14 protein-coding genes are annotated in these 14,874 nt (G+C 56.5%); 4 read left to right on the top strand and 10 right to left on the bottom strand.

The annotated features are described in order from the left end of the window. The first annotated feature begins 929 nt into the window (after positions 1-929). Positions 930-2,210, top strand: coding sequence for a DUF4238 domain-containing protein (locus AGR13A_RS24395; protein ID WP_080840178.1), 1,281 nt, complete (start codon positions 930-932; stop codon positions 2,208-2,210). A gap of 40 nt (positions 2,211-2,250) precedes the next feature. On the opposite strand, the gene AGR13A_RS24390 is transcribed toward AGR13A_RS24395, so the two are convergent. After that, positions 2,251-3,258, bottom strand: a complete 1,008-nt coding sequence (locus tag AGR13A_RS24390) for a S1 family peptidase (RefSeq protein WP_080840176.1) — start codon at positions 3,256-3,258, stop codon at positions 2,251-2,253. 205 nt (positions 3,259-3,463) lie between these two features. On the opposite strand from AGR13A_RS24390, the gene AGR13A_RS24385 reads away from it, so the two are divergent. Beyond that, positions 3,464-3,748: a hypothetical protein gene (locus AGR13A_RS24385; RefSeq protein ID WP_308400346.1), complete on the top strand. Its 285-nt coding sequence runs from the start codon at positions 3,464-3,466 to the stop codon at positions 3,746-3,748. A 10-nt stretch (positions 3,749-3,758) separates the two neighbouring features. Then, complete coding sequence (locus AGR13A_RS24820; RefSeq protein ID WP_139786127.1) at positions 3,759-4,121, top strand: hypothetical protein; 363 nt, start codon at positions 3,759-3,761, stop codon at positions 4,119-4,121. A 119-nt stretch (positions 4,122-4,240) separates the two neighbouring features. Here the strand turns inward: AGR13A_RS24820 and AGR13A_RS24380 are convergent, their stop codons facing one another. Further along, positions 4,241-4,885 carry a hydrolase gene (locus AGR13A_RS24380; protein ID WP_080840173.1) on the bottom strand — a complete coding sequence of 215 codons (645 nt, stop codon included), beginning with the start codon at positions 4,883-4,885 and terminating at the stop codon, positions 4,241-4,243. Positions 4,886-5,039: 154 nt separating this feature from the next. Here AGR13A_RS24380 and AGR13A_RS24375 point away from each other — a divergent pair, with 154 nt between their 5' ends. After that, a complete protein-coding gene (locus tag AGR13A_RS24375; RefSeq protein ID WP_080840171.1) occupies positions 5,040-5,933 on the top strand; it encodes a LysR family transcriptional regulator in 894 nt (297 codons plus the stop codon). 57 nt (positions 5,934-5,990) lie between these two features. On the opposite strand, the gene catB is transcribed toward AGR13A_RS24375, so the two are convergent. The 8 genes from catB to AGR13A_RS24335 all read right to left on the bottom strand — a co-directional run bounded on the left by catB (position 5,991) and on the right by AGR13A_RS24335 (position 14,743). Beyond that, positions 5,991-6,620 (bottom strand): type B chloramphenicol O-acetyltransferase, encoded by a 630-nt coding sequence (gene catB, locus AGR13A_RS24370; RefSeq protein WP_080840169.1) that lies wholly within the window; start codon positions 6,618-6,620, stop codon positions 5,991-5,993. A 384-nt stretch (positions 6,621-7,004) separates the two neighbouring features. Beyond that, entirely contained in the window at positions 7,005-8,795 is a 1,791-nt protein-coding gene (locus tag AGR13A_RS24365; protein ID WP_080840167.1) for an ABC transporter ATP-binding protein, read from the bottom strand. Positions 8,796-9,259: 464 nt separating this feature from the next. After that, the gene (locus AGR13A_RS24360) at positions 9,260-10,222 is read right to left on the bottom strand and encodes a Bug family tripartite tricarboxylate transporter substrate binding protein (protein ID WP_308400358.1); all 963 of its coding nucleotides are present in this window, start codon (positions 10,220-10,222) and stop codon (positions 9,260-9,262) included. Positions 10,223-10,356: 134 nt separating this feature from the next. Further along, the gene (locus AGR13A_RS24355; RefSeq protein WP_080840163.1) at positions 10,357-11,052 is read right to left on the bottom strand and encodes a superoxide dismutase; all 696 of its coding nucleotides are present in this window, start codon (positions 11,050-11,052) and stop codon (positions 10,357-10,359) included. 181 nt (positions 11,053-11,233) lie between these two features. Continuing rightward, positions 11,234-11,563 (bottom strand): GCG_CRPN prefix-to-repeats domain-containing protein, encoded by a 330-nt coding sequence (locus tag AGR13A_RS24350; RefSeq protein ID WP_080840161.1) that lies wholly within the window; start codon positions 11,561-11,563, stop codon positions 11,234-11,236. Between the two features lie 246 nt (positions 11,564-11,809). Next, positions 11,810-12,850, bottom strand: a complete 1,041-nt coding sequence (locus tag AGR13A_RS24345; RefSeq protein WP_080840158.1) for a sensor histidine kinase — start codon at positions 12,848-12,850, stop codon at positions 11,810-11,812. Between the two features lie 4 nt (positions 12,851-12,854). Beyond that, positions 12,855-13,292 carry a response regulator gene (locus AGR13A_RS24340; protein WP_035224965.1) on the bottom strand — a complete coding sequence of 146 codons (438 nt, stop codon included), beginning with the start codon at positions 13,290-13,292 and terminating at the stop codon, positions 12,855-12,857. After that, entirely contained in the window at positions 13,289-14,743 is a 1,455-nt protein-coding gene (locus tag AGR13A_RS24335) for a sensor histidine kinase (protein WP_080840475.1), read from the bottom strand. Before AGR13A_RS24335 ends, AGR13A_RS24340 begins: the two co-directional genes overlap by 4 nt. Between the last annotated feature and the right edge of the window lie 131 nt (positions 14,744-14,874).

The raw sequence follows: 14,874 nt of genomic DNA, 5'->3' as shown, positions 1-14,874 counted from the left end.
ATGTTTGCGCGCTGGTTATTATATAAATATATATTTACGGAAGCCGCCCATATCGCATCTGGCCTACCCTACTCATATCCGTCAACGAATCCATATTCTCCTTTTGGTTGTGTAAATATTGCTTCTTAAGCTGCCGATTTCGAAGCTTTGTCCTGGCATAAAGAGATCGCGCCAGCTTTCTCCTCATCAAGGCAGTATCCGCCCGAGCGGCAAGAACGTATATCTCGTAAAGACCCATCAAACACACCTTTCCTATCACGCGACGCGTTTGCGACCGTGTTATGAACTTCATCTCTTCTTTCCATCAGCCTTTCAGCTCGATGGGCATTTCAACGGGGCACTGAAAATTGCCGCCTATGGGAATGAATGACACTTATCAGTGCCCCGCTTCAGCGGTTTATGCCTGTTAGAGAGACTGCCCTTCAGCCAATGGATTTCGGAGAAATAGAAAGGTTCACCACCAACCAGATTCCATCTCACCTCCGGTCATTGCCAGAGGGCTTTCCCTTTCAGGCCCCGAAATATGAGAGCGACGTCTTCTCTCACAATCGGCGCCGGCTCCGCATCAAAACAGGAACATTTCCCGGTTCATCGCGGAACAGGGGCATTATAGGTCAGGCAAAAAGAGTGGGGATGAACGGGGACACAAAAAAGTCCTTCCCATAAAACAAAAAAACAGGGGTAGGGAGAAAAGTCGTTAAAGCATTAAAAAAAATACATTACTAACCTCGAAATATACAGGCCATAACCACGACAGCACAATCAAAACAACTTTTGAGTTCGGCATCATCGCCCCGCTAGGATCTGGGATATTAAATGGTGGATTCGTTTAGTCCACGAATCCGCCTGATATCTGCTAGGGCTTTACTTGTTGGGGAAAAATATCACTGATAGGTGATCGAGAGCACCCGCCCAGTTATAATTCGCACATGTCGAACGGCAAACCGAATCAGCAATATCGCCACAACCACTATGTTCCCGAGTGGTATCAGCGTCGATTCATGCTCCCGGGACAGCACAAATACTGGTACCTTGACCTAAAACCGGAAAAACGGACCAGCGGCGGGGTGACGTACACTCGCCGTGGCCTTCTTCATTGGGGCCCTGAACGCTGCTTCGCGCAAGACGATCTCTATACGACCGAGTGGGGCGGCATCGTAAACACCGAGATCGAGCAGTTCTTCTTCGGCAACGTGGACTCCGAAGGCAAGAAGGCGACTGAGTACTTCGGCGGCTTCAAACACCCGTCCGTCAACGGCGGCATGCTGGAGACGTTTATTCCCTACATGAGCGTCCAGAAACTTCGGACACCTAAGGGGATGGCCACGCTGCAGGCCATGGCCCAGCCCGGGAACCGAAACCTTATGTTGATGCAGCTCCAACGCATGCAGAACATATACTGCGCGATATGGACAGAATCCGTATGGCAGATCGCGGACGCGACCGACTCGCCCACGAAGTTCATCATATCCGACCACCCGGTTACGGTGTATAACCGCGAGTGCTTTCCCATGTCGCAATGGTGCCAGAACCACAACGATCCCGACATCCGGTGCCACGCGACGCATACCTACTTCCCGCTCTCCCTGGATCGGGTTCTCATCCTGACCAACCTATCATGGGTGAGAAATCCGTACCAAAATGCTTTAGCGTTCCGACCGAATCCAGAGTTCTTTCGGCACACCATCTTCAACTTCCTTGCCATCCAGACGGATCGAATGCTTTCCGAGCAGGAAGTTCTCGAGATCAACTGGGTCACCAAGCAGCGCGCATACCGATACGTGGCCGCAGCAGAGAAGGAGTGGCTGTATCCCGAAAGGCAACTAAAGAACCCGCACTGGCGGAAACTTGGCGACGGCTATCTGTTCATGCCTGACCCACGGCATATCCACATGGGTGGGGAGATTATGATTGGCTATGAGGGTGGCAGGTCCGACGCGTTCAGCGAGTATGGGCACAAGCCTTGGGACCGAGATTACAAGAACGAGAAGCGGGATCGCAGGGACGGCGCTGCCCTCGACAGGTTCCAGGCCGAGTGGGCGTCGATGATGGGCCGCCGCTACCGTGGCATTTCCTACGACTTCTACAGCCCCGATCGTCCTCCTACTACCGAAGAAAACGAAGAAATGCACACGCATCATCTCGAGATAGACCGTAGGAATCGCCGGCGGCCCGAAGAGAGACAGCGCAGACGCCGCCTGATGCGCTGATCAGGCCGCTTTCGGCCTCAAAAGGTTACGGTAAGGCTACTCAATGGCAATAGGGACCGATAAAATCCAAAACGTGTCTGGCTGGTATGGCAGAGCTCGCCTTTTCTGTTCCACCTTCGTGTTGGGTCTCAAATGAATTGACTACAACTCCCAAACACAGCCCCGCTTCGTCCAAGACAGGTCCACCGCTGTTTCCTGGTGCGACCAAGTTTGAAATGATTAACCGATCCTCGCCGTGGTAAGTATTGACGACGGCGTTTAATTCGCCGCCATGGGCCAAAAGGTAAGACGAGTCCGTTGTAGCTATACCCGGATAGCCGAGAGTAATGGTTCGCGTGAGTACCGATGGACTGCCTATTGGGAAAATTGGTGCGACAGTGTCATCGCATTCAACCTCCAGAAGTGCCAAATCAAGTTTCGGATGCAAAATCCATTCCCCATTGATCGGTTTTAAAATGCTTCCATCAGGCTGATTCAGCCCAACGAATATGATGTTATCATTGGGATCGACGTTATGTTTTGCAGTAACGATAACGCATTTTCCACCATCGCCCCTATTGGTTGCAATAAATCCGGTGCCTGTAAATTCATCGCCCCCTCGACGAACGTATAAAGCTGGGACACTTCCACGATACTTACGCGCGACATAGCTGGGTCCGAGGAGAATATTGTCGACAATTCGCAGTGTCACGAACAACGCGATTCTAGCCTTGTTCCAAGTGTGACTTATCAAAGCACGGCCGCCGAACATGGACTGATCTACGACAAGTCCCCACTCAATCAGACGCCGAAATAAAGGCATCAAGGCTGAAGTGCTTGTTCCCTCGCCGTCCCCACAAGCATGCACAAAATGGAGGAAGTCTTGCGTGTCGAAATATCCCATCTCAAGCAGTGATTTACGTGTATCGAAGTCTGCCAAAGTGGTCGAGTTACTATTAAGAAATTCGCGATAAGGAGCGTCCTGTGCGGCTAACCCGATAAGCTTTATCAGAGCTATGATTTCCTTTGGGGGATTAGTGGCGATCTCATCTAGAAGTCTAGCAACCATCGCTTTTGTTTCTCACCTTATTGACTACGAGAACTAAACTTCTACAGCTTTCTGCGTTGATGGTCATCGCGCTATAGCCGCACAAAACTAAGAAGGACAGTTTTCGCGAAGTCAGCGCCCGTGATGCGGCGAAAATAGTTGGCTAGACTCGTCACGCGGGTCTGAAACTACAGCTACAACGGCCAGATGCGCGAGGGGCAGTAATATGAACGTCGAAAAAATCATCTTCAATCCAAGCGATCAGATTCCCAACAACCAGACCTTCCCTGTTATCATCTATTGGCAAACGAACTCGCGGCTCGACTCCACCTCATTCGAAGTAATGTTTTCCCGAAACGGTTGGAGCGGCGCCTGGCGCAATGGTGTGTTTGACTACCATCATTGCCACAGCGGCGCGCATGAGGTTCTGGGTGTGGGGCGTGGTGAGGCAACATTAAAGATCGGTGGCCGGAAGGGCGCGATTTCTAGTCTAGCGAGAAAACACGAATGAGGATCAGGAATTGAAAGTCATCACAGGAACCGGATTTACCGTTGCGGCCCTGCTTTTTTCGGTTTCAGGCGCCCTTGCCGCGCCAACATACCTTAGCTGCGAGTTCGCAAGTTCAAAGGGAACACCACAGGTGTTCAATTTCGTTCTCGACGAAGCCGCCGGGACATTTGGAGTTTATGTCCCGGCTTCTGGAAGCCAGAGAATGGAGAAAGGCACCTTTGCCGGTGGTAAAGCGAGCCTGAATGAAGGCTCGGTGGCGTGGGAGATCGACATCGCCAAACGTTCAGTCATTCGTGATAAGCGCATGGTTGGCGAGAAGGATGGCGGGACCTGCAAGACGATCTCGGAAGCGCAGAGCGGCTTTGAAGAGTAATTGCCGGTCTGGACAGGAGCTAGCATCAAGACCTGTGCAGATGGAGCCGACGGCCATGTGGTGAAGGCCGGCAAACGATCGTTCCGCCCCTCACCGAAATTTCACAATGCCAGCTGGGATCAACCAGCGACCGGCGTGTTGAGAAGCTGCTGTTCCCAAAGATAGGCGATGCCGCTGCCGGCGAAGTGCTGGATGAGAATCTCGGTTAGCTCCTCGACATGCTCGGTGCGCGCCCAATCGCGTTGCCATTCGCCAGCCAGCGCCATAACGGTCATGACGTTCGCGCCGGCAGAGATCATCCGCTGGACGGCAACTTCGTGAGACTCCTTCGAAATCCCGCCCGACGCGTCGGTGATGACCGTTACGTCCCAGCCCTCGCCTGCGGCCTGGATCACGGGCATTGCGACGCAAACTTCGGTCCAAAGGCCGGCGATGATCAGTTGCTTGCGGCCGGTAGCCTTGACGACATTCACCACATTTTCGTCCTGCCAGGTGTTCACCCAGGTGCGATCGATAACTTCCTGGCCCGGAAATACGTCGGTGATCTGCTTGAATAGAAGTCCACCGCGTGCCGCGATCACGCTGGTGAGAATGGTCGGAACATTGAAAGCTTTGGCCAGCTTCGCCAGCGCGGTCGTGTTGTTGACCACAGCTTGCGGATCGTGGCTGTTGAGATTTGCTAGTTGGTAGGGCTGATGGTCGATCAGAACGAGGACCGAATCTTCGGGACGAAGAAGAGAATCGAGGCCGTTACGAAGGGTCATCAAGACTTCCTTTCTCTGCCGCCATGCGCGGCGATGGGTTCAAGAGAGACATGCGTCAGCGGGCGACGTTGCCTGGAAGCAATTTGCTGTTCCTTTTAATGGTGCGATAGTGCCATAATCTGGCGAGCTGCGTCGCGAAATGAGGAACGCCAGAATGGACATCGAAGATCTCCGGACATTCGTCGCCGTGGCCGATGCCGGGGGCGTCTCGGCCGCTGCGCGCCGGCTCGGCGTCTCCAAATCAATCGTCAGTCGGCGGTTGCTGCGGGTTGAAGCGGACCTTGGCGTTCAGCTGCTTGCGCGAACGACCCGTGGCGCCGCACTTACGGAGGCGGGTATCACCTTCAGGGAACACGCGGCCCGGGCAAGCGCCGAGATAGATACGGCCAGGGAAACGATCCTCCCCACTGGTGAATTGCGCGGCCGTTTGAGGGTTTCAATGCCGCTGACTTTCGGCCCGAGCCATTTCGCCCCCGTGCTTGCAGAAATGGCGCGCCAGCACCCGCAGCTTCACATCCATACCTCTTACAGCGATCGTTTCGTCGATCTCATCGCAGAAGGTTTTGATTGCGCGATTAGGAGCGCCTACCTCCAGGACTCAAATCTGATCGCGAAGCGCGTCGGGCCGATCAACGGAAAGCTTGTCGCCAGCCCGGCTTATATCGAAGCCCATGGTTCCCCTGAGACGGTAGAGCAAATCGCTAACCATCAGGCCCTCATGCAGGGAACGGAACCCTGGCAGTTCATGGATGGCGACAGGATCGTCACGGTGCAGCCACAGGGCAGGTTCAAGGCCGACAGCGCCACGGCGCTTGCCGCGGCGGCGGCAGCAGGTCTCGGCATAGCCTGGCTGCCCGATTGCATCACGCATGCCTATGTGGCCTCCGGCGAACTGGTTCCGATCATGACACGTTATCCGGTCCCTCCGGGGGCCACATATGTCGTGCGCCCGCCGAGCCAACATCCCACCCGCAAAGTGCGGGTGCTTACCGAAATGCTGGCGGAATACTTCAAACGGAACCCGGAACTTTGGGGGGTGGATAATTAAAATCCACGGGCACGGGATGCTGGCCCGCCCTGATCAGACGGGCCAGCAGCTTCAGCTTTACAGAATGTCCGATTGCCAGAAGCGATGAAGCTCTGCGACATTGCTACTGGTCATTAGCGGCATTGCGGCTTTGAGCTTTTCTGCCGGCCACTCCCACCATTTCATCTCCAACAGAAGACCGACACTATCGTCATCAAACCGCTTGCGGATGGTTCTGGCGGGGTTGCCGCCGACGATGGCGTAAGGTTCGACATCCTTCGTCACCAGCGCTCGTGTTCCGATGACAGCGCCATCACCGATCTTGATGCCGGGCATGATGATCGCTTCCGAACCTATCCAGACATCATTGCCGATGACGGTATCGCCAGCCGGCAGATAGCCGTTCTCAGCATTCTCAAATTCCGGCACTTCGGGCATGAAGAAGAACGGGAAGGTGCTGATCCACTCATTGCGATGACCCTGATTGCCCGCCATGATGAAGGCGGCACCCGAACCAATCGAGCAGAAGCTGCCGATTATCAGCTTATCCGCACCGTCATCAGATAGCAGATAACGAGCGCAATCCTCGAAGCTGTGGCCATGATAATAGCCTGAATAATAGCTGTATTTCCCGACCACGAGGTTCGGGTTCTTTACCTGCTTGTCAAGCGTGATGCCCCGGAACGGGCTTTCGAAATAATTTTCCATTGAGGTAATCTCACTGCATGTGTTCGCTTTCGCTTGCCTTCAGGCAAGCAGACGCCGAGCGCGAAGCCGGCCGGCTTCTCGCCCGATGCTCCTCGCGCTGCGGCGGGAGCTAGATGCAGGTGATACTCGATGCTTTTATCATTCCGTCTGGTTACCGCAAAAAGCGAGGAAGGCCAAGCCGTTGCGAGGTCCGATCGTCGAACAGGCGCCGATCCACCTCACCGTTTGACCTTCCCCATCCCTGGGACGCGTCGCGTGACACAGGCTGGCTGATCTGGAACACAGACGAGCCAAGCGCAATGTCACCGCCGAGAAGAGCAGCCCCATGCCGGCAAGATCGATACCACAGGCAAGCGATCCTCAACCCTTCCGGCATAGCGTTTCTTAAGCCACCAGCCCCTTCGTCAGCTCCAGCGCCTGCCGCTCGAACAGCCGGCGATAGATGCCGTCATTCAGCCGGATCAGCGCCTGGTGGTCGCCCTCTTCGACAATATTGCCCTTGTCGAAGACCAGCAGCCGGTCCAGCGCCCTGACCGTGGAGAGGCGGTGGGCGATGACGAGCGTGGTGCGGCCTTCCATCAGGCGTTCCATGGCCTGCTGGATCTGCACTTCGCTTTCACTGTCGAGGCTTGAGGTTGCCTCGTCCAGGATCAGCACCGGCGCATCCGCAAGGAATGCGCGGGCAATGGCGACGCGCTGGCGTTCCCCGCCCGAGAGCTTGACGCCGCGTTCGCCCACCATGGTTTCATAACCCTTGGGCAGGGACATGATGAACTCATGGGCGCTCGCCTGTTTCGCCGCCTGCTCGATTTCGCGCCGCGAGGCGTTTGGCCGGCCATAGGCGATGTTTTCCGCCAGCGTGCGGTGGAACAGGATGGGCTCCTGCTGCACGATGGCGATCTGGCCACGCAGGCTCGATTGCGTGACGCCGGCGATATTCTGGCCGTCGATGCGGATCGCGCCCGACTTGATGTCGTAAAGCCGCTGGATGAGCTTGACGAAGGTTGTCTTGCCCGAGCCGGAATGGCCGACCAGCCCCACACGCTCACCCGGCTTGATGGTGACCGAGAAGTCCTCATAAAGCGGGGTGGGATGAGCGCCATATTGAAAAGTGACGTTATCGAAGACGATCTCGCCCTTGCCGATATTGATGCGCCTGGCCTCCGGCCTGTCTTCGACGCCAAGCGCCATCTTGTCGAGCAGCACCAGCTCCTCCATGTCGTTGACGGCGCGTTGCAGGTTGCGGATATCCTGACCGACATTGCGCAGATATCCCTGCAACACAAAGAACATGGCCAGCACGAAGGTGATATCGCCCGGCGTGGCCAGTCCCTTTTGCCACATGACAAGGCCCGTGCCCAGAATGCCCGCCTGCATGGAGACCATCATGAAGCCCTGAATGGTGCCGCTCAGCGTGCCTCGGCGCCAGGTCCGGCGCGTGCGGTTGTCCCATTTGGCCAGTACATGGCCCAGCCGGGTTTCCTCACGGTTTTCGGCACCGAAGGCTTTGACCACCGAATTGCAGCTGACGGCATCCGCCAGCGCGCCGCCGAGCTTGGTATCCCAGGCATTGGCAAGCCTTGCCGCCGGAGAGACGAAGCCCATGGAGAGCAACACGGTGACGCCGATATAGATCAGCGAACCGGCACCCACGATGAGGCCCATGACCGGCCAGTAGCTGCCCAGCACGATGGTGGCGCCCAGCAGCATGGTGATGGACGGCAGCAGCGCGATGAGCAGCAGGTCATTGAGGGAATCCAGCGCCCACATGCCGCGGGTGATCTTGCGGACCGTGGAACCGGCAAAGCTGTTGGCATGCCAGTCCGTGGAGAAACGCTGCACCCTGTGGAAGCCATTATTGGTGACATCAGCCATGATTTTCAGGGTGAGCCTGATGATGCCGTTGAAGATGAACCAGCGCAGCGCCACGCTGGTAAGGCCCAGCGCCACCACGATGACGAAGGCGCGCAAAGCCTTGTCAGCCCCGTTGCCGCCGGCGATGGCATCAACGATCTGGCCGGAGAAAACCGGCACCATGACTTCGGCCAGCGTGCTGGCGACGACCAGCACGATGATGAAACCCACCAGCGCCTTTCGGTGGCTCCAATGATGAAAAACAAAGCCGAGCACATGGCGATAGGCATCGGCGCGGAAATCGAGCTTCTTGCGAGACATTTAAACCAGCACGGCGCCAAAGGGTCGGCAACCGGTCCTCAAAAACGGAAGTTGGATGGCACAGCCCGGGCGGGAAACGATATGATCCCGTCAGATCAATCGGGCTATGAAGGGAAACAGAACCGCATGGCGCTTGCGCGGGGCGGGCCGCGAATGGATATGACCTAGTGTCGGGTCATTCCCTGCGGGAGGATTTCGGTGAATGCTGGTGTCATGCAACGCCTCCCTTTGTTCGATCTGACGCGGTGATGTTTTTTGTAGCGGAGCCGCTCGTTTTTGCCAAGCGGGATTTTGCAACCTTATGGCAAGTGATGCGGAAACGACACATCGGCCTTGGCGCTAAATACAACCGTGGCCGATGCCAATGACGGCTTCGGCCACGTTTTTCTGCAATCAATAGCTTATGTCGCGCATCCCGGGTGGGCTACGCGACAAGAGAACAGGACCCTGCCGATCGCTCCCGATCAGTCCATCTGCACATTGGCATTCTTGACGACGGGTTCCCACTTGGCGATTTCGGCCGCGACGTGGTTTTTCAGCTCCTCGGGCGACGAAGCGACGATCCTGGCGCTGAACTCCGCCATGCGCGCGGCGACAGCCGGATCGGCAAGCGCCTTTTTGGCGGCGGCATTCAGCGTATCGACCACCTCGGCCGGCGTGCCGGCAGGCGCAAAGAGTGCGTTCCATGTGTAGGTTTCATAACCCGGCACGGTCTCGGCAATGGTCGGCAGATCCGGGAAGGATGAGGCCCGCTCGGCGGTGGTGACACCAAGCGCCTTCAATGTGCCGGACTTGATGTGGCCGGATGACGACGGCAGATTGTCGAACATGATCGAAATCTGGTTGCCGAGCAGATCGTTGAGCGCCGGGCCTGCCCCCTTATAGGGAACATGCTGCATGCTGACACCAGCCATGCTCTTGAACAATTCGCCGGAAAGATGCAGCGGCGTGCCGTTGCCGGAAGAGGCATAGGCATATTTATCCGGTTCGGCCTTCAGAAGCGCGATCAGTTCCGCGACGCTGTTGACGTTCAGCTTGGGATTGACCACCAGCACATTCGGCACCACCACCAGCAGCGAGACCGGCGCGAAATCCTTTTGCGGATCGTAAGGTTTCGTCTTGAGAATGAGCGGGTTGAGCGCATGCGTGGCAACCGTGCCCATCAGGATGGTATAGCCGTCGGGCTCGGCCCGGGCGACGCGGTCGGCCCCGAGATTGCCGCCGGCGCCGGCGACATTTTCAACGACGATCTGATGGCCAAGCTCATCGCCCATCTTCTGCGCGATGACCCGCGCCACCACATCGGTGGAGCCGCCTGCCGCGAAAGGAACGACCAGCGTAATGGTTCGATCGGGAAAGCCCTGTGCGCTTGCCGTCATTCCCAGCATGCCAAAAGAAACCGCCGTGGCGGCAAATTTCAACAACATGCGCCGTTTCGAAGACCGGTAATTCATGAACCCTCCTGTAAACATGGCCTCCCCGCCATGCCGGGCATAGTAGCTCAAATGAACCTGAGGGCAACCCGTTGGCCTTGCTGCGGGAAACAAGAGGACGTGACGTCTTAAGCGCTCATGCGTTCTTCAACGACCCGCCAGTTGACCAGCCTGTCGAGCACGGCGCGGATATGCTCGGGTTTGCGGTTCTCATAATCGAGGTAATAGGCATGCTCCCATATATCGATGCCGAGATAGGCCGGTCGACCGACGGCGACCGGGTTATTGCCGTCCTCGTAACCAATGAGTGCGAGTTTATCGGCGTCGTCGCGAGTCAACCAGACCCAGCCTGTCCCGAACACGGTGTCGGAAACATCCACTGCGCGTTTGATAAATCCTTCATAATCGCCAAAGGTCTCGTTCACACGGGTCGCAAGCTCACCCGTCGGCCGGTTCGGCCCACCCGGAACGAACTGATCCCAATAGGCGACGTGGTTCCAGGCCTGCGCGGCATTGTTGAAAATCTTGACATCCGCCGCCTCTTTGGACTTGGCCGCCTCCCTGAGGATATCGACAAGCTCCATGTCGGCATAGCGAGTATTGGCTGCAAGCGTATTCAGCTTGTCGTAATAGCCCTTGTGATGTTTTCCGTAATGCAGGCCGACCGTTTTTGCCGAAATGACCGGCGCCAGATCTGCCTCCGCAAACGGAAGGGACGGCTGTTTCAATGGCAGGGCGGCACGCGCCACGTGCGGCCTGGGGAAAATCGTTGCGGCAGCGGCCACAGCGCCGCCCGCGAGAATTGTACGTCTGGTGATGTTCATGTTTTCCTCCTTTGAATGACAGCCACATGGGTTAACCCGCAACTGCGGCGCAGGTTTCCTCAGGCCGAATCAATTCGACCGAGGACAAAGGGTCATCATGCAAAGACGGCGATTGGGTCAGTCCATTACGGGAAGGGACATAAAGGAAAGGCCCTCCCGGTTAAGAGAGGGCCTGATCCGATTACCAGCGATAATAGTCGCGGCGGTCTCGCCATTCGCGGTGTTCCCGCCAGTCTCGCCGCTCACGCCATTCTCTGCGTGCCTGACGCTCGCGCCACTCGCGGCGGCCCTCCCAGCGATCACGCCGGTCCCAGCCGCGCTCATAGCGTGGCGGTCCGTTTGGCCGGCAATATCCACGCGGCGACAGATGAAAACCGCGTCCACAGGCATAGTCGACGGTTTGAACATTCGATGTCGCGGGTGCGGACGGTTGACCGATGGGCATGGCGTTCGCGCCGCTGCCGAACAAAGCGCTAAGAATTATTCCAGCGCTAAAAATCATCTTGCGCATCTCATTTCCCTCCTTGTGGGATGGGGTGATTTAGCGCCATTGCCCGTGAACTGCAGGTGAATGAAACGAGGTGTTTTCGTGGCAACAGAGCCGCAATTATGGCCATTTTGGGCGAGTTTTCGCAGCGAATAGCTGAACGCCCTGAACACGAAAACAGAGAAATCAGCCGTCGCAACGATTGTGGCTGAAGGTGTGGAACGGCCCCGAGCAGAACAAATCATTCAGGAGCAGACATGCACGCCCTGCTTACTGCTTTTCATTCCACGTCATCACGTATCGCGTGCCCTTGCCCAGCTCCGGGTGCGTATGCGTCTGTTCGACACGCGCGCCAATATTCTGGGCCATCGCCATGATCAGCTTTGTACCGAGGCCCGTTCCGCGGGGCGTTGCCTCGGGCTTCGAGCCGATACCGTCGTCTTCAACAACAAGAGCAAATTGCTGGTCCTCTTCCGAAAGCCGGACGCGAACTGTGCCGGACTGATCGGGATAGGCATATTTCAGCGCATTGGTCAGAAGCTCGGTGATGATGACGCCGAGCGCCACCGCGTGATCCGCTTTAAGACTGACGTCGCAAAGCGACGTTTCCACCGTGACGGAGGACGAACCGGGAACGGCCTGAAACAGGTCGCTGATGATCGACGTCAGGTAGGAATTGAGCGACACCAGGCCGACATTATCGGTATTGTAGAGGCTGCGATGAACGCCGGCGATCGCGGAAATCCTGCTCTGGGTTTCCAGCAGGGCGACCTCGGCTTCCGGCGATTTCACGGTGTTGATCTGCAGCCTGATCATCGCAGAGACCAGCGAAAGGCTGTTGGCGACCCGATGGTTCATTTCCTTGACCATCATTTCCGCGTGTTCCTTCGCCTTTACCAGCAAACGGTCGGATTCCTCCTTGGTCTGGCGCAGGCGATGGTTTTCCAGGGCCTGATTGATGGCGGTGCGCAATAGCGGGAAAAAGTCGTCGCCGACATTCTTTATGACGAAGTCGGCAGCCCCCGCCTTGAGGGCATCGATCGCAATCTGGGCTTCGTTCGATCCCGTAACGTAAAGCACGGGAACGCGCCCCGGTAACGACTGGATCGCCGCCAGAAATTCCATTCCCGTCGACATCTGAAAATAGTGATCGAGGACGACCACATCGAATTGCTCGTTTTGAAACAGCTCGAGCCCCGAGGCGACGGAGGCGGCATGCACCACCTCCATTCCATGACGACCAAGGACACGGCTGGAAAGCCGCGCCAGCGCTGGATCATCATCAACATACAAAACGCGCAAATCCATCATGCCTTCAAGGTATCTGAATCACAGAGAAAAACAGGCCGAGGTTCTTGATCGCGTTGGCGAAACCTTCGTAGTCGACCGGCTTCGTTATATAGACATTTGCGCCAAGGTCATAACATTTCTGGATTTCGGTTTCGTCATCCGTCGTCGTCAGCACGACGACCGGCAAACGGCGTGTATGTTCGTTGCTTTTGATCTGCTCGAGAATGCGGATACCCGACATATCGGGAAGATTGAGATCGAGCAGGACGAGAAGATAACGATCCTTGCTGACAAGGCCATCCCGGCTTTCGCCAAGGATGAAATCAAGCGCCTTTGCACCCAGCGTAAAGGGCACGATCTCATTGTTCACACCCGCACGACGCACGTTTTTTTCGATCAGACGAGCATGACCCTCGTCATCCTCGATCATCACGATCGTCACCTCTTGACCGGTTGCCTTCATTGTTCGCCTTCTTTCGTCACTTTTCTGAGGTCGCTCGGCAGGAGCAGCGTGAATGTGCTTCCTTTGCCAAGCTCGGACTCCACCCTAATGTCACCTCCTAAATTTCTGATTAGCGAACGAACATGAGCAAGGCCAATTCCTTCCCCGGGCTGATCCTGATTGCCGGCGCGGCGGAAGAGCTCGAATATGCGCTCCAGATCCTGCTCGCCAATGCCGCGGCCATTGTCGCTGACCGCGATTGAAATGGCGCCGCGTCCGGCCGGATAGGCGTGTGCGGTCAATCTGAGCGGGCGTCCCGGCATCTGGTATTTCACCGCATTGTCGAAGAGATTGCCGAGGATCTGGTCGAGGGAGATACGATCCGTATAGACGGTCAATTTTGAGCTATCGACATTGATCTCGCCGCCATTGGCAGTGACCTGGTGACGAACCGTCTCGGAAAGCGACGACAGCAATGTTTCTATATCGACCTTTTCCGGTTGCAGCTTCCGCTGGCCATCCCTGGATATCTTCAGGATCGCATTGATCAGCTGGTCCATTTTACGTGTCGAGGAGCGGATGAAGCCGATTGCCTCGGGAATATCCTCCTCGACGGCCAGCCGCGCTTCGCGGATGACGTCTTCCGGCGGCGTCTTGCCATCGGCGAGAACATAGGCCGAGACCGGCTTCAGCGACGTATCGAATTCGGCGAGAAACCCCATGATATTAACGAGCGGCGCCCGCAGATCATGCGTGACGATATAGGCGAAGCGCTGGATTTCCTGATTGGCGCGGCGAAGGTCGCGCGTTCTTTCTTCCACACGTTCCTCAAGATGGCGATTGAGCTCGTCCACATCCTCCCGGGAGCGGTTCAGGGCGCGGATATAGGTAAAGACCAGCAGGATCGAACCGCCGACGACGATCATAATGGCGAAGGCACCGCCGATCGTCACCAATTGCAGCCTGTTGGCGGCCTCGAGTTGATCGCCGACGATGACGCGCAACCGATCATCCGTGTCCGATTGCAGCTTCGACAGCACCGTTCTGATTTCATTCATGAAACGTTTGCCGTCATTCTCACGGACGATCTCGACCGCCTCGGTGATGCGCCCCGCCTTTTGCAGATCGATGGTTTCGCGGGTTTCGGCCAGCTTGTTGTCAATCGCGACTGCCATATCTGACAGAGGCTGCCGATATTGATCGCGATCCTTCAATAGATCGAGAAGCCTGGAGCGCCGTTCCGGCAGGCGGCCCAAAGCCTCCTCATATGGCCCCAGATACTCGACATTATTGGTGAGCAGATAACCTCTCTGACCGGTTTCGATGTCCTGCATCGAGGTCAGCACATCGAGGATGGCCGCGCGCACGCGGCGCAGTTCGGCTGTTTCCTGAGAGTACCGGTTATTCACCTGCACCAGCCATAACGACATGGCGACCATTCCGGTCAGGATGGCGACACCAACAGCGAGCATGAGAAGGCTTCGCTGAGCGAACGGCGAAAAATTGGTCACAGTAATAATATTCCCGGTAGGCAGCTTATTTGTCGGGCAAATTAGAATATGACAGACGCGGAAGCGAACATTTTATTTCCCGCCGGCGCCGG

Origin of the sequence: Agrobacterium genomosp. 13 str. CFBP 6927, from assembly GCA_900012615.1 — a bacterium.
Lineage (GTDB): Bacteria > Pseudomonadota > Alphaproteobacteria > Rhizobiales > Rhizobiaceae > Agrobacterium.
This window is presented reverse-complemented; position numbering and strand designations above follow the sequence as displayed.